The organism is Acinetobacter sp. YH12235, from assembly GCF_013417705.1.
In the GTDB taxonomy this organism is placed as follows: Bacteria; Pseudomonadota; Gammaproteobacteria; order Pseudomonadales; family Moraxellaceae; genus Acinetobacter.
The window spans coordinates 1-15,209 of the sequence record NZ_VPDL01000031.1; the positions used below are offsets into that span (position 1 = coordinate 1).

At 43.0% G+C, this 15,209-nt stretch carries 12 protein-coding genes and 1 pseudogene; 5 read left to right on the plus strand and 8 right to left on the minus strand.

Annotation, left to right across the window (positions count from 1 at the left end; all coding sequences use genetic code 11):
* The first annotated feature begins 428 nt into the window (after window positions 1-428).
* On the plus strand, window positions 429-1,028 hold the full coding sequence (locus FTV13_RS13560) for a hypothetical protein (protein WP_180012314.1): 600 nt from the start codon (window positions 429-431) through the stop codon (window positions 1,026-1,028).
* A 36-nt stretch (window positions 1,029-1,064) separates the two neighbouring features.
* Here FTV13_RS13560 and FTV13_RS13565 read toward each other — a convergent pair whose 3' ends face one another.
* The 7 genes from FTV13_RS13565 to FTV13_RS13595 form a co-directional block, all read right to left on the minus strand.
* On the minus strand, window positions 1,065-2,432 hold the full coding sequence (locus FTV13_RS13565; RefSeq protein WP_180012316.1) for an amidohydrolase family protein: 1,368 nt from the start codon (window positions 2,430-2,432) through the stop codon (window positions 1,065-1,067).
* 25 nt (window positions 2,433-2,457) lie between these two features.
* A complete protein-coding gene (locus FTV13_RS13570) occupies window positions 2,458-3,378 on the minus strand; it encodes an ABC transporter permease (protein WP_159123035.1) in 921 nt (306 codons plus the stop codon).
* 24 nt (window positions 3,379-3,402) lie between these two features.
* Window positions 3,403-4,497 carry an ABC transporter permease gene (locus tag FTV13_RS13575; protein ID WP_180012318.1) on the minus strand — a complete coding sequence of 365 codons (1,095 nt, stop codon included), beginning with the start codon at window positions 4,495-4,497 and terminating at the stop codon, window positions 3,403-3,405.
* A 15-nt stretch (window positions 4,498-4,512) separates the two neighbouring features.
* Window positions 4,513-6,114, minus strand: a complete 1,602-nt coding sequence (locus FTV13_RS13580) for an ABC transporter ATP-binding protein (RefSeq protein ID WP_179992551.1) — start codon at window positions 6,112-6,114, stop codon at window positions 4,513-4,515.
* Between the two features lie 111 nt (window positions 6,115-6,225).
* Window positions 6,226-7,257 carry a BMP family ABC transporter substrate-binding protein gene (locus FTV13_RS13585; RefSeq protein ID WP_249365091.1) on the minus strand — a complete coding sequence of 344 codons (1,032 nt, stop codon included), beginning with the start codon at window positions 7,255-7,257 and terminating at the stop codon, window positions 6,226-6,228.
* A 690-nt stretch (window positions 7,258-7,947) separates the two neighbouring features.
* Window positions 7,948-8,433: a nucleoside deaminase gene (locus tag FTV13_RS13590; RefSeq protein WP_159123033.1), complete on the minus strand. Its 486-nt coding sequence runs from the start codon at window positions 8,431-8,433 to the stop codon at window positions 7,948-7,950.
* Between the two features lie 118 nt (window positions 8,434-8,551).
* Entirely contained in the window at window positions 8,552-9,607 is a 1,056-nt protein-coding gene (locus tag FTV13_RS13595; protein WP_179992550.1) for an aromatic ring-hydroxylating dioxygenase subunit alpha, read from the minus strand.
* Window positions 9,608-9,888: 281 nt separating this feature from the next.
* Between FTV13_RS13595 and FTV13_RS13600 the strand changes: the two genes are divergently transcribed.
* Together FTV13_RS13600 and FTV13_RS13605 are read left to right on the plus strand one after the other, a co-directional pair.
* The gene (locus FTV13_RS13600; RefSeq protein WP_179992549.1) at window positions 9,889-10,830 is read left to right on the plus strand and encodes a LysR family transcriptional regulator; all 942 of its coding nucleotides are present in this window, start codon (window positions 9,889-9,891) and stop codon (window positions 10,828-10,830) included.
* Between the two features lie 39 nt (window positions 10,831-10,869).
* A pseudogene (locus FTV13_RS13605) lies at window positions 10,870-12,222 on the plus strand (8-oxoguanine deaminase).
* Window positions 12,223-12,306: 84 nt separating this feature from the next.
* Here the strand turns inward: FTV13_RS13605 and hpxO are convergent.
* Complete coding sequence (gene hpxO / locus FTV13_RS13610) at window positions 12,307-13,464, minus strand: FAD-dependent urate hydroxylase HpxO (protein WP_180001970.1); 1,158 nt, start codon at window positions 13,462-13,464, stop codon at window positions 12,307-12,309.
* Between the two features lie 213 nt (window positions 13,465-13,677).
* Here hpxO and alc point away from each other — a divergent pair, with 213 nt between their 5' ends.
* Both alc and FTV13_RS13620 read left to right on the plus strand, forming a co-directional pair.
* Window positions 13,678-14,682: an allantoicase gene (gene alc / locus FTV13_RS13615; protein ID WP_180001969.1), complete on the plus strand. Its 1,005-nt coding sequence runs from the start codon at window positions 13,678-13,680 to the stop codon at window positions 14,680-14,682.
* Between the two features lie 12 nt (window positions 14,683-14,694).
* Complete coding sequence (locus FTV13_RS13620; protein ID WP_175967571.1) at window positions 14,695-15,192, plus strand: ureidoglycolate lyase; 498 nt, start codon at window positions 14,695-14,697, stop codon at window positions 15,190-15,192.
* Window positions 15,193-15,209: the final 17 nt, after the last annotated feature.

Below are 15,209 nucleotides of genomic sequence, written 5' to 3' on the forward strand. Positions count from 1 at the left end.
CAATTACGCAAAATAATTCGGTACTATTAAACATCGGGACTAGAGTTTTAAGTTTTGTGTGGTAACTCAACTGATGGCTCTAGTCCTCTTATTTTTCAAGTCAATTTTTTATCCGCGATTCGGGTTATCAATATTCTTATTAACCACCTTATATAAGTTTTATCTTTTAATGGGTGATATTGAGTAAAACGAGTAATGATCATTAACTGAATTGAATCGCTACAAAATATGTAACGATTCTAGTTTAGAACCAAATAAAAAATATTTTAATAATAATTATTAAATTTAAAAACAATAATTTATGTCAGTAAAAGTATATATTTTACTTTAAAATCTTCCCAAATATCCCCCCTCTTTTCCTGCTTGCAATTAAAGCTTTTCAGTCACATGATTAAGTGATCAAGGCTGTATATCAAGTGAGTAAAATCATGACGCCTGAACAACGCTTCCAAGCCATTTTGGCCCAATCCAAGCAGCATGATGAAGAAAAATCCCAGCGCTCAAAGCTGGAAAATAACCTGATCGTGCTCAGTCATGAACTAAAGGAACTCGCAGAACGCATTGAGGAACAAGTCACTGATCTCATCTTCGCTGAAATGGATCATTTTCTAGAGTCCCAAGGCTGGAATTCAGAATTTATTAATACCAGAAATAAAAGATATACCCTGAATGAAAAAAATATTTATCTCAGCGCACTTAAGCCAACGATTGGAAAATTTTTATTTGTGATCAAGCATGACCTATTTGAAAGTACTGAACATCAGGTGGAAGCCTGCTTTAAGGATAGTACGACCTTGAGTCATTTTAAAACTGCCATGCAAGGTGGAGATCTTAAAAATGATATTCCGATCAAGGCGCTTGAAGAATGGTTAAAAGGCTTGCAGTTAACCTTGCAGAAATTAAAAGCTGAAAGTAACAACCTCCAGGCTGATGGTCTGACCTATGAAGTAATTAAGGTCGGTCAGATCCATCATAAAAGACTGCCTAACTTTATCGAAGCCTTTTTATCCATTCTGGAGCATAGATAAGCCTGTTTAAAGTTAGGGTTGGTTTTTAAACTTTATTTACAGGCGCTGTAATTCATTGACCGCACTTCCTTGTTCTGCGAGCCATTTCGCGCGTCGCTGGAACAAGGCTGGAGCAGCCTGATTGACCTGATCAATTAAGATTTGTAGATCAGCACGTACCAGTTTTCGGTTTTCTACCACCACTTGGCCGTTCACCATGGTCATATGCACATCTTGTCCTTGGACTGCATGCACCAGATTGGTATGTAAATTAAATAGTGGTCCCTGATTAATTAAAGGCGTCATTCTCGGTGTCGCAAGATCTACCGCAATAATATCAGCAAATTTCCCAGCTTCTAGCGAACCAATCTGATCCTGCATGCCTAAGGCTTTGGCACCTGTCCGAGTTGCCATCTGACAGACAGACCATGAATCCAGTGCTGCAGCATCCAAACCGGAAAACTTCGCCAATAATGAAGCAGTTTTCATTTCTTCAAACATGTCTAAATTATTATTTTCTTTCTCGCCATCAGTACCTAATCCTACAGCAATGCCATGTTTAAGCATTTCCGTAATGGGTGCAGCCCCCGAGGCGAGTTTCATATTTGAGATCGGATTATGTGCGACACCAACATTATAGTGTTTTAAAATTTCGATCTCTGCTGAATTGGCCCAGACACAATGCGCTAACAGGCATTGAGGTACATCCAGCATGCCCAATTGTTCCAGCGTCTGGATCGGGCGCACGCCATAACGTCGAAGGTTTTCTTCAACATCAAACTTGCTTTCGTTGCTATGCGTGTGAAAACCCGTCTGATATTCATGACACATTTTCTGGATACGTGCCAAGGCTTTTTCTTCAGCATAAAACAGATGTTCCAAGCCAACCCAGACCTGAATTCGCCCATTTGCAGCTTGATGCCATTTTTGAATTAAAGCTTCATTACTATTGAGGGTTTCAAAATAGTTGTGATCTGGATGTTCAGCCACATATGGCACCAGCACTGCACGTATACCGAGTTGCTGTGCGGCCTCAGCACTACCTTCCATATAACGCCACATATCCACAATGGTAGTCGTGCCGGATAGCAGCGCTTCGGCATAGCAGAGATAAGAGGCAATTTTGGAATCTTCGGGAGTTACTACCCGATGCATCGGATCAATAAACTGCTGCAGCCAGTCCCAGACCGGTAAACCCTCGGCTGTACCGCGCAGTAAACCTGAGTGACAGTGGGTATTGATCAAGCCCGGCATCAATAAACTTTTGGGATACTGGTCAACTGCAGCTTCAGGATATTGCTGAGTTAATTCCTGTAATGTTCCTACTTGTTTAATAAGAGCGCCATCAATCAGGATGGCACCATCTTTAATACAGTCCAGGTTTGAATTCATGGTCAGGACATAATCTGCGCTCATAATTTTCATAAAGTAATTCCTGAGATTTGTCCGGTTAAGGGCTAAAGGTTTTACCGAGTGATGCTGGTAAATTGAGTTTCAATAACTTCTTGTCGCGTGAAATGAGGACTAAGACGACAATGGTTGCGATATATGGCAATGCCGATAACAGTTCATTCGGTACTTCTAGACCCAGAGCCTGGGCATGAAACTGCAAAATCGTTACACCACCAAACAGATAGGCACCCAACATCAAACGCGTCGGTTTCCATGCAGCAAAAACCACTAATGCAATTGCAATCCAGCCACGTCCTGCAACCATATTTTCAATCCACATCGGCGTATAAACCGTCGACAAGAATGCACCACCAATACCAGCCATTGCACCGCCAAACATGACTGCACCATAGCGAATCGCCAGCACGTTATAGCCCATGGCATGTGCGCTTTCCGGAGATTCCCCTACTGCTTTCAGTAACAGGCCTAAACGGGTTTTACTCAGTACCCACCACACCAGCACAAAAGCAAGTATGGACAGATACACCACATAGTTTTGCTGGAACAGGACTGGCCCTATGAATGGAATATCTGCGAGTCCCGGAATTTTTAGGTTTTCCAGACCCGGTAAGGCAGTACTGACATAATTCTGTCCCAGAAAGGCTGAAATCCCAATCCCAAAAATAGTGAGTGCCAGACCACAGGCGGATTGGTTGGTGCTTAAAGATAAGGTAAAAAATGCAAAAATCAGTGCCATCAATGTGCCTGCCAATCCGCCCATAAATAAGGCACTGGCGACACTGGCTTCATACTGGCTAGCGAAAGCAAATCCAGCAATGGCACCGACCAGCATCATGCCTTCTACCCCAAGATTGATGACACCGGTACGCTCTGCTACCAGCTCACCCAGCCCGGCAAAGATCAATGGCGTTGCCGCAGCGACAGTTCCGGCAACAATTGCGGTTAATTCAATACTCATGTTGTTATCCTTCTTCTGTCTGGATCAGGCTGCTTGCGCAGTGGTCATGGTTTTTTTGATTTTCTTTTTGGTAAAACGGTAGCGGTTTTCAATCAGGGCATCTGAAGCCAACAGGAAAAATAAAAGCAGGCCCTGGAAAATTCCGGTAATCGCGACTGGGAGTTGCAACTGCATTTGTGCCAGTTCACCACCTAAATAGATCAGCGCCATCAGGAAACCTGAAAGTACGATTCCAATTGGATTTAGTCGGCCCAGATAAGCCACAATAATGGCTGCATAACCATAACCTGGTGAAATATTCGGATTGAGCTGGCCGATTGGACCTGCAACTTCACAGATTCCGGCAATCCCCGCCATCAGACCTGAAATTCCCAAACTTAACCAGATGGCTTTTTTTGCTGAAAATCCTGCATATTGAGCTGCCAAAGGTGCCTGACCACTGACTTCCAGTTTATAAGCCATCAGACTCTTACGGATAAAAACCCAGAACAGCACCACTGCGATGATCGTGATAAAAATTGAGGCGTTAATCCGTGTGCCTTCCATAATCAGCGGCAGGGTCGCGCTTTCCGAGAACATTAAGGATTGTGGAAAGTTCATGCCTTCTGGATCACGCCATGGACCATTGACCAGATACATCAGCAGGAAAAATGCCACATAGTTCATCATTAAGGTGGTCAAGGTTTCTTGCGCATTAAAATGGGTTTTTAGCAGCGCTGGAATCAGGCCCCAAATTGCACCACCAATCGCACCCATAATCACCATTAAAGGTAAAATCCACCAGCCGATCTGCTCATGAAACAGGATGGCAATACCACCGCCAAAGATGGCCCCCATAGCCAACTGCCCCTCAGCACCAATATTAAACAGACGGGCACGAAACCCAACAGCCAGACCCAAGGCAATTAAAATCAGCGGACTGGCTTTAATTATCAGTTCACTCAGGTTATAGACTGAGCTTAGCGGCTCAATAAAAAAGATATATAAAGCCTGAGCAGGATTCACTCCAAGCATTAAAAACAATAGGCTACCTACCGCCAGCATGGCGAGTAATACAAGCACAGGTGAGAGCCATTTCATTAATTGAGAAGGATGTTCTCTAGGTTCTAATAAATGCATATTTACACCTCTTCTCTACGCATGCGCTTCATGGACAGGCTCGGATTCAGCCAATATTGCTGGATCTGCCTGAATACCTGACATGAGCAGGCCAATCTGTTCTGCATTGGTATTTTTAGCCGGGACAGGTGCCGACAGCTTTCCACCAGCCAGAACACAAATCTGGTCGCTAATTTCAAACAGCTCTTCCAGCTCTTCTGAAATCACTAAAATCGCAACACCTTGACGGGAAAGATCAATCAGGGTTTGACGGATAAACATCGATGCACCGACATCAACACCCCAGGTTGGCTGGGAAATAATTAATACTTTGGGCTGTTGCAGGATTTCACGCCCCACAATAAATTTTTGCAGATTCCCGCCCGAAAGGCTGCGCGCTTCCGCTTGTGGTCCTGCAGCTTTTACCCCGAATTTTTCGATACATTGCTGGGCAAAAGTGACAGTTTTCTCAAACTGGATAAAGCCCCATTTGTTTAAACCCTGACGAAAGGCAGTTAACAGGGTGTTTTGTGCCAGCGTCATATTCGGCACAGCACCGCGACCTAAACGCTCTTCCGGGACAAAACCCAAGCCTAGATCACGCCGCTGGCCTGCACTGAGTTCAGAAATGTCATGATCTAGTAGAAAAACCTGACCTCTTTTCGCCGTTTGCTCACCGGAAAGCAGTGCTAGTAATTCAGATTGACCATTACCCGAAATACCGGCAATGCCTAGAATTTCACCCGAATTCAGGTTAAGTTGAATATTGGATAAGGACACGCCAAAAGGATCATCAGTTTCGTAATTCAGGTTTTTCACCTGAAACAGCGTGCGATGTTCGCCTGTATATTCAACATGCGCATACGTCGGCAATTCCCGGCCAATCATTAATTTGGCCAGTTCACTGGTACTATTTTCAGAAGGCAATACATAGCCGGTGACTTTGCCATTACGCAGAATCGTCGCTTCATCACAGAGTTCTTTGATTTCATGTAATTTATGGCTGATATAAAGAATTGAAACACCTTGCGAAGCCACCAGTCGCAAAGTTTTAAATAACTGACGTACCGCTTGTGGGGTTAATACGGAGGTCGGTTCATCTAAAATGAGTAAGGAAGGATTTTGGAGTAGACAGCGGATAATTTCGACCCGTTGTCGCTCACCAATCGATAAAGAAAAAACTTCACGCCGTGGATCTACCGGTAAGCCATATTGTTCTGATACTTCGGTGATTTTAGCCGCTAAGCTTTTCAGGTCTATTTTCTCATCCAGACCTAATAAAATGTTTTCAGCTACGGTCATGGTTTCAAATAGGGAGAAATGCTGGTACACCATGCCAATCCCCAGTTTCCTGGCCATCGATGGACTTTCTATCTGTACTTCTTTGCCATTCCAGACGATATGACCGCTATCTGCTTTGGTCGCGCCGTAGATGAGTTTCATCAAGGTACTTTTACCAGCACCGTTTTCACCCAGGATGGCATGAATTTGCCCAGGTTGGACTTTTAAATTAATACTGTCATTTGCTTTCAATGAGTTATAGCTTTTGCTGATATTGATCAGCTCCAGTCGTGGAATTTGCTGCTCATTGAGCGATGACGTTTCGATGTCATTTGACATGTGAGGCAGATCGCTCATAACTCAGTCTCCACTCATTTTGGCCCAGTCCATAAAGTGATTCATGGACTGGGGGATGATTTTTCAGGATTTACTTTCTTTTATTTTTAAGTCATACACATAGTGAAAGGATTATTTAGGTAATGAACCTTCAACTCCTTTCACATAGAAGTTCATTTTTCCAAGCGCTTCATCTGTCATTTTGCCGCCTTTGGCAATCACCAAAGTTCCATCCTGTTTATAGATTGGGCCCTGGAATGGATGTAATGTGCCTTTATGAATCGCACTTTGTGCATTTAAAGCAGACTGTTTCACCTTGGCAGGAACAGCAGGTCCGAAGTTTTCAATTTTCACTGCATCCTGTTTTACGCCATACCAGAGAGCGGCAGGTTTCCAGGTTTTATTAGCCACTTGCTGCATTGCTGGCGTATAAATTTTTTCCCAGTGCAGTACTGAAGCAGCCAGATGCGCTTTAGGACCAAATTTGCTCATGTCTGAATCCCAACCAAAGGCATAAACGCCTTTTTGCTGGGCAGCTTGCACAACTGCTGGCGAATCTGTGTTTTGCATCAGCACATCAGCTTTTTGAGAAATCAGCGCCAAAGCCGCATCACGTTCTTTACCCGGGTTAAACCATGAGTTCACCCAGATGACTTTGGTTTTGACTTTAGGATTGACGCTTTGTGCACCCAAGGTATAGGCATTAATATTACGAACCACTTCCGGGATCGGGAATGAGGCTACGACACCCAAGGTATTAGTTTTGGTGGTTTGCCCTGCCACTACACCCAGCATGTAAGCACCTTCATAGGTACGTACATCATAGATGCCTAGGTTTTTCCCCTGCTTATAACCGGTCGCATGCATGAATACGGTATTGGGGAACTGCTTCGCGACTTTTTCCATCTGGTTCATATAACCAAAAGAGGTCGCAAAAATTACTTTATTGCCCTGCTGTGCCAGATTACGAATCACACGTTCAGCATCGGCCGTTTCAGGTACATTTTCGATATAAGTCGTTTTAAATTTTCCGCCCAAAGCTTTTTCAGCTTTAATACGCCCCTGATCATGAGAATACGTCCAGCCATGGTCACTGGTTGGTCCAATATAGACAAATGCAGCTTTATCGACTGCAAAGCTCTGACTACTGATCCCCAAACCCATAATTGCAGCCGCAATTACAGGCAGTGAAAATTTTTTCATTATCTTTTTATGTTTGGACATATTCAGCATAAATTGCCTCCGTGAATGCCATTTGAGTTTTATAAATAGCGGCTTTAAAAGATCTGAATCGACATCAAAAATTTTACTGATTGCTATATTTCTATTAATTAGCAACTTCTATTCCAATTCAGTTCAAAAAATAGAACAGGTGGATTGCAAGACACTTATAATTTTTAGAATGATCTGTTCTTTTATTTATTTTTATAAATTACAATTATTTACTACCAAGTATTGAGTATAAAAAAGTTGAACAGTTAAGAATATAAGCCGAGAAATATAGATATCAATCTAAGACAATGAGTAAAGTTGCTAGAAAACCAAGCTCAGCTCAAGGTTGAGAAATTAATAAAGTTGAAAATTTAAAAATTCTTGTGATTTTCTTTTGATCTGCGCTAGATAAGTGCGTCAGCTCTAAATCGTGTGCGCCAATAAATGGCTTATAATTGGCAATGCACTGAATGAATAAAATGGATTTTTAAAAATAGAAAATTAAGGAAAGTATTTTTAGAAAATAGAGACTGGATTGCAGGGTTTTAAATTGAGCCTACAATCCAGAAAATCTGTTTTTATGGTCTTATAAATAATATAAATAAAATGAAGTAGAATTATAAAAAGAATAATTTCAAATCTTCACCGAGATGACCAGAAGTCTTTTTGCAATTGAACCGTTTCCTGTTCAAGTTCCATGATTGGTCCAATCAGCTCAATATTCTTCTGACCATGAGCAAAAACATACTCAGCAGAAACACTCATAGTCGGATTCTCATTGTGGTTTCCAGTACATTGCAATAATTTTTCTTCGGTCATGGCATAGACCACCCGCCCGATATTGGCCCAATAAATCGTTCCAGAACACATGCAGCAAGGTTCAACTGCCGTATATAAGGTGCATTCAGCCAGATAATCCGGCGTAAAATTGCTGGCTGCGATCCGGGCTAAAGTACTTTCTGCATGGTTGACCGTATCAATATTACATTGGGTCAGTAAAACCGTTTCATGATCAGGTGCAACCAGCACCGCACCAAAAGGATGATGGCCTAAAGACATTGCCCGCTTGGCAACCTTATTGGATAATCTTAAAAAAGATAGCATTTGCTCATGGCTAGGCTGTGGCATAAATTACTCTAAAATTAGTAGTTCAATGGTCATAGCTCCTCTAAAAAGAGGATTTTCGACATATATGGAATAAAAAAGCACCCCAACAGACCAGGGTGCATAAAGGAGGAAATTTAATTTAAACAATATAGCGTTTGCTTAGGCCCCATTCCCCCAGAATGCGGCGATAAGTTGTCGAAGAACGGTCAGCTTCAAAATGTGCTTCCATAGTGATATCCAAAGGTAATTCTTCTGGTTTCTGGCTTTCGACCATGTCCTGATCTTCAGCAAAAATTTGTGCGTTAAAATCGTAAACCGCTTGCAGATCACCAGTCGTATCAAAATTACGGGTCAATGGCACAAATAAACGGGTTTGATTATGAGATACCGGACAGCAGGCATTTAGAATTTTCAGGATGCCATTTTCCGGAAAATGCACCGTTAAAATCGCTGAAAATGGTGGATAAACATCAAACACACGTTTCCACAAAAATCCTTCGGGTGCCAGATGCTGCAAGCCATGTGGATAGTTGCTGACATCGCTAACATATTCTGTATGCAAGCCATAAGGAGTGCGCAAAGTGGAATACTTTTGCACGATCGGATTATCACGTGAAGCGAAAGATTCATGATGCACCCAGGCAAAATGCGCCACATCAATAAAGCCTTCCAGCTGCCGGCCACTTGAACCACCGATATCAACAAATGGCGGTAAGATGGATTGGTGCTCTTCACTGTCCCAGGTATCCAGATCAGGGAAATTAGCTTCTGATTCATCCCGGCTAAACAGACTGGTCCAGACCAGACCATATTTCAAGACCACTGGAAATTTGGTTAAGGTAAAACGATCCGATATGTTCGTCAGTTCTGGTTGAGCCGGTATTTTGGTGCATTTTCCTTGAGTGTTGTAATGCAAGCCATGATAAGGACAAATGATTTCTTCACCCTTTACCCAGCCTTTGGTTAATGGCACACCACGATGCGGACAGATATCACGAACCAGATGAATGCTGCCACTCTCAGTTTGATATAGGGCCATCTTCACATCCAGAAGTTGTACCTGCTGTGGCGTAGTACTCACATCCTGAATACGGGCAACTGGATACCAATGCTGAGCCAGGATATTCCAGTCTGATGGGTCAAAGCCGCTACAGTGCGGTTGACTGAATAAATTAAGCACCGGGATCGCATTCATAGTTCACTCACAAATATTTATTGCATGACAACGGCTTAAATTTTTATTTCATTAAGCTGCCTTGTTGTTCTTTTATAAAATTAGCCAAATGCCTGTTCTACTGTCTATTAGAATGTTTCGTAGCCCGTGTTCCAAAAAATAGAACACAAAACTTTTACTGTTCCATTTCTTTGAAAATTGGCACAGAAATCGCTTATCCACTTACATAGAACCAGAATCACTTAGTTTCTAGCTGAAAATTATGTGATTAAAACGATGTGCAGGTGGATTGACGTGATTTTATGAATATTACTTTTTCAAGATTTTCAGAATATTTTATTGCCGTAGCCAAAACAGGCAGCCTCAGAAAAGCAGCTGATCAGCTTTATATTTCTGTCTCCGCGATTCATCGTCAGATCACTCTGGCAGAAGAAGAATTTGGCATCGTGCTTTTTGAACGGTTGCCGAGTGGCCTGAAGCTGACATTAGCGGGTGAATTGCTGTATGCAGATTTACTCAAATGGCAAAAAGAATTCCATCAGACCTGTGTACGTTTTGATGAAATTCAGGGTTTATCACGCGGCAGCATTGAACTCGGACTCATTGCGGCACTCAGTGACGGTTTCGTTTTAGATTCTCTACAATATATGTATGAAAACTATCCCTGGATCAATTTCAATATCCAGATTCAGGAAAGTGATACCGTCTCTAAAATGATTATGGATGCTGAAGTTGATTTTGGCATTCTGCTCAATCCTAAAAGTCATAATCAGCTCGAAGTCATGTCTTTTGTGGAAATCCCGGTTGGATTTGTGATGGCCAAATCTCATCCTTTAGCTCAGGCAGAAAAAATCTATTTTTCCGACACTTTATACTTTAAGCATCTCATTCCCTGTGCCCCTTTAATCATTCATGACTATGTCTATAGCCTGTATAAACATCACCAATTTATGCCACAGCAAAAGCTGGAGTGTAATGACATTCGCATGATTACCTCTCTGGCAGAGCGCAACTTAGGGATTGGGGTACTGTCCTATATCGATGCTTTGCCTTATTTAGAACGTGATGAACTGGTGTTTAAACCGATCATTGAAAAAGGTATGCATCCACTGACCCTTGCCCTTTGTGTGGCACCGAAACGGCAAATTTCCCGTATCTCACAAATCATGATGAACCATCTGATCGACCAGATGGAAGATTTGAAAATCAAATTACAACAGCTCAATGCCTCATGTGCTGCCTGATTCATGTGCAGCACAAATAAAACTTATTGGAAAAAAGATATGACAACCTTATGGATTAAAAATCCTCTTGCTGTATTTACCGCAAATGATCTGGATGCCCGTGGTGGCTTGGTCATCCGCGATGGCAAAATTATTGAACTGGTGGCTTTGGGACAAACCCCAGCATCGCCTTATGACCAGTTCTTTGATGCCCAGAATTTGGTGATTACACCGGGACTGATTAATAGCCATCATCATTTTTATCAGACCTTGACCCGTGCTTGGGCTCCCGTGGTCAATGCGCCGCTATTTCCATGGCTAAAAACCTTATATCCGGTCTGGGCCAAATTGAATACTGAACAGCATTATCTAGCCACTCAAATTGCATTGTCTGAATTACTGCTTTCCGGTTGTACCTTTGCTGCGGATCACCATTATCTGTTTCCACAGCAGCTGTCCGATGCCATTGATGTTCAGGTTGAAGCATCAGAACAATTAGGGATTCGGGTCATGCTGACCCGAGGTTCCATGAGTCTGGGTGAAGATTCTGGTGGCTTGCCACCGCAGCATACCGTACAGGATATGGACACCATTCTGCTGGACTCAGAACGGTTGGTGCAGAAATATCACCAGCGTAGTGCTGATGCGATGGTCAATATTGCGCTTGCACCATGTTCACCATTTTCAGTCACCCAAGAAATTATGCGAGAAAGTGCTGCACTGGCAGAAAAACTGGATGTACGTCTGCATACCCATCTGGCCGAAACACTGGATGAAGAAGAATTTTGTCTGTTTAAATTTGGCATGCGCACCGTCGATTATCTGGAAAGTGTAGGCTGGCTTAATTCCAGAACCTGACTGGCGCATGGCATTCATTTTGATGCCGATGAGATCCAACGCTTAGGGCGGGCTCAAGTCGGTATCTGTCATTGTCCGCATTCCAATATGCGTCTGGCTTCAGGGATTTGTCCAACCATGGATCTACTGGAAGCAGGAGCAGTCATTGGTCTAGGTGTGGATGGCTCTGCTTCGGGTGATGCGTCTAACCTGATTCTGGAAGCTCGGCAGGCGATGTATTTACAACGTTTAAAATATGGTGCAGAAGTGATTACGCCTGAACGTGCTTTAACCTGGGCCACACAAGGCTCGGCACAGGTACTGGGACGTGAAAAGCACCTAGGACAAATCGCAGCAGATTTTCAGGCAGATTTAGCTTTTTATAGTCTGGATGATGTGCGTTTTTCAGGGATTCATGATCCGATTGCCGGCCTGTTACTGTGCGGTGCAGACCGTGCCGAACATGTCATGGTGAATGGACAATGGGTCGTTAAAGACCGGGAAATCCTGAATCTGGATCTTGAAGCGGTTCAGGCTGCACATCGTCAGGCAGCGAAAGCTTTACTTGCGGCCTAAAAAATCTATTAGCGAATTGCTGTTATTTAAATATAAAAAGCCCTTCGATATGAAGGGCTTTTTGCCAAGAGATTAAACGCAGAATTAATCTAAAGGATTGCCAATAATATTGCTGATAATCCCTTTCATGATATGCGGTCCCTGCTCTTTACGCAGTTCCTCATACCATTCTTTGGTCACGGCTTCATCTTTCATATGTGTCACATCACAGCGTTTACGTGCACGCAAGACCAGCTCATTGGCACGCTCATTGCGTTTGTTCTGATAGCGTTTCAAGGCATCTTCCAGACCCAGCGTATTAATCTGTAAAGAACGAGCCAGATAGATTGCATCTTCCATGGCCTGGCAACCACCCTGACCAATATCCGGTGTGGTGCTATGTGCGGCATCACCAACAATTACAACACGACCTTTATAGAACTGGGCAAACGGTTCAATATCATGAATTTCAACCCGATTGGTTTTCTGTTCATCCAGCGCGTCAATCAGATGCTGAACCGGCGCACACCAACCTTCAAAATACTGTTTCAATAAGGTTTTATATTCTGCCCGATTATTCTCTAAACCGACCGGCAACGGTACATCAAAGAAGAAATAGAATTTTCCGTCTGCCACAGGCATCAGCGAAACGCGCTTACCTTGTCCGACAAATGTGGTCCATTGATCTGCTGGAGTAAGCTTTTCTGAAATTTCTACCAGACCATTCCAGTTGACATAACCGGCATAGCGACGAGAAACCTGTTCGCCCAGTACATAGGCACGGGTAATGGAATGGGTTCCATCTGCGCCAATCAGTAGGTCTGTTTTAATTTCTGTACCATCCGCAAATTTAACCAGAACACCGTCTTTCTGTTCTTGCAGCTCAACCATCTTCTTGCCCAGCTGAATATCTTCACGGCCAAACTCGTCCATCAACATGTTCTGTAAATCAGCACGTGCCACCGGATATGGACGTTGTCCCACTTCTTCAATCAAAGGCAATAAACTGAACTGGGTCATGGTGTCGCCCGTCAAACCATCAATATAGGCCAGCTGATCCATCTGACCACCGAGCTTGGCCACCTGCTCAGTTAAGCCCAGATAATTCAAACATTTTACCCCATTTGACCAAAGTGAAATTGCCGCGCCCACCGGTAAAATCTTTTCTGCCTGTTCATAGATGGTGACTTTATGCCCAAACTTTTTTAGTGCAATTCCTGTGGTCAATCCCCCCATCCCTGCACCAATAATTGTAATCTCCATCTATATGCTCCTCTCAAAATTGTGTTTCTTCCTCCCTGTGTAGCTAAAAGCGTGCCATTTCGAAAATAATGCACTGATTTTTCTCAAAAGTTGGCACAAGCCGTGCATTCATCTATTCATTAAAAACCTGTTTTTATAAGGTCTTTCAGCAGAATTACAGACTTTTATAAAAAATTAGATTCACGTTAAACATAATTTGAATGGAAGATAGTTATGGCAACATTATTTGCACCCATTTTCGAGATCCCTGCCCATATCCAGCAGCTTACCAACTTGGCTGATAGCCGGATTGGTGCAGAAATTCTTGAATGTTCAGATGATTTTTTTGCTGAAGCAAAACGAATGTTGCAATTTGATGCACCAATTTTTGTTGAAGATAAATTTGATAATCATGGCAAATGGATGGACGGCTGGGAAACCCGCCGCAAGCGTCATGCCGGCTATGACTGGGCGATTGTCAAACTGGGGGTAGCTGGAACCATCAAAGCACTAGATATTGATACCACATTCTTTACCGGAAACTATCCAGCTTCTGCTGCAGTTAAAGCCTGCTATGCACCAAATGGTGACTTAAGCACCGCAACTTGGCACTCAATTTTACCAAACAGTATATTAGGTCCGAGCCAGCATCATATTTTTAATATTGATTCAGACGAAGTCTTTACACATGTACGCCTAAATATTTTCCCTGACGGGGGTGTAGCTCGCTTTAAAGTCTATGGTGAAGTAAAAATTCAGGTTCAGGACAGCAATCAGGTGATTGATCTGGTCGCTCTGGAAAATGGCGGTCGTGTCATTGCCTATAGTGATGCGCACTTTGGTCATCCACGTAATCTGATTAATCCGGGGCGTGGCATCAATATGGGTGATGGCTGGGAAACCAAGCGCCGTCGTGCACCCGGCTTTGACTGGTGTATCTTGGCTCTGGGTCAGAGTGGTCAGATTGAAAAAATTGAGATTGATACCGCGCATTTTAAAGGTAACTTTCCTGCTCAAGTCTCTATCCAAGCGATTTATATTGAAGATGCGACTGACCAGCAGTTAATTCCGCAAAGTATGTTCTGGCCATTCCTGCTTGAAGCACAAGAGATGCAGATGGATCATATTCATAGCTTTGTTGAGGAAATCTTAAAACAGGGAAAAATTTCTCATATTCGGGTGAACATGATTCCGGATGGTGGCATTAGCCGGATTCGACTGTGGGGAAAAGTTGCCTGAGTAATTATATCTATGAGCATGCAAACCATAAAAATACAGCCCTTAACTGCTGAAAGTTTCTTGCCTTATGGCGAGGTCATTGCCTGCGAAGGCAATGATTTTTTCCATATTAATGATCAGCAGACCGAGCGTTATCATGCTCTGGCGGTTGCTGAAACAGATGCTAAAGTTGGTCTAAGTATTTTTAGAAATATTCAGACTACAGCCATTCCCTTTGCAATCGAAATGCTGGAACGTCACCCTGTCGGTTCACAAGCGTTCATCCCGATGCAGGGCCAGAAATTTCTAATTGTGGTTGCGCCTAATCTGGATCATGAAAAGCCTGATCTCAGTCAAATTCAGGCTTTTATCAGTAATGGTACACAAAGTGTAAATTACCGTGCCGGTACCTGGCATCATCCTTTGCTGACCTTTGAAGCTCCGAGTGATTTTGTGGTGATCGATCGGATCGGCACTGGTCCAAACTGTGATGTTTATACTTTTCCTGAAAAGATTTTTATCGAAAATTAAGCCCATTAAAAAGCCCT

Coding starts and splice junctions, on each gene's coding strand:
- FTV13_RS13580 (WP_179992551.1), bottom strand. CDS start 6,114: ATGAGCGATCTGCCTCACATGTCAAATGACATCGAAACGTCATCGCTC.
- FTV13_RS13560 (WP_180012314.1), top strand. CDS start 429: ATGACGCCTGAACAACGCTTCCAAGCCATTTTGGCCCAATCCAAGCAG.
- FTV13_RS13600 (WP_179992549.1), top strand. CDS start 9,889: ATGAATATTACTTTTTCAAGATTTTCAGAATATTTTATTGCCGTAGCC.
- FTV13_RS13575 (WP_180012318.1), bottom strand. CDS start 4,497: ATGCATTTATTAGAACCTAGAGAACATCCTTCTCAATTAATGAAATGG.
- FTV13_RS13565 (WP_180012316.1), bottom strand. CDS start 2,432: ATGAAAATTATGAGCGCAGATTATGTCCTGACCATGAATTCAAACCTG.
- FTV13_RS13620 (WP_175967571.1), top strand. CDS start 14,695: ATGAGCATGCAAACCATAAAAATACAGCCCTTAACTGCTGAAAGTTTC.
- hpxO (WP_180001970.1), bottom strand. CDS start 13,464: ATGGAGATTACAATTATTGGTGCAGGGATGGGGGGATTGACCACAGGA.
- FTV13_RS13595 (WP_179992550.1), bottom strand. CDS start 9,607: ATGAATGCGATCCCGGTGCTTAATTTATTCAGTCAACCGCACTGTAGC.
- FTV13_RS13590 (WP_159123033.1), bottom strand. CDS start 8,433: ATGCCACAGCCTAGCCATGAGCAAATGCTATCTTTTTTAAGATTATCC.
- alc (WP_180001969.1), top strand. CDS start 13,678: ATGGCAACATTATTTGCACCCATTTTCGAGATCCCTGCCCATATCCAG.
- FTV13_RS13585 (WP_249365091.1), bottom strand. CDS start 7,257: ATGGGTTTGGGGATCAGTAGTCAGAGCTTTGCAGTCGATAAAGCTGCA.
- FTV13_RS13570 (WP_159123035.1), bottom strand. CDS start 3,378: ATGAGTATTGAATTAACCGCAATTGTTGCCGGAACTGTCGCTGCGGCA.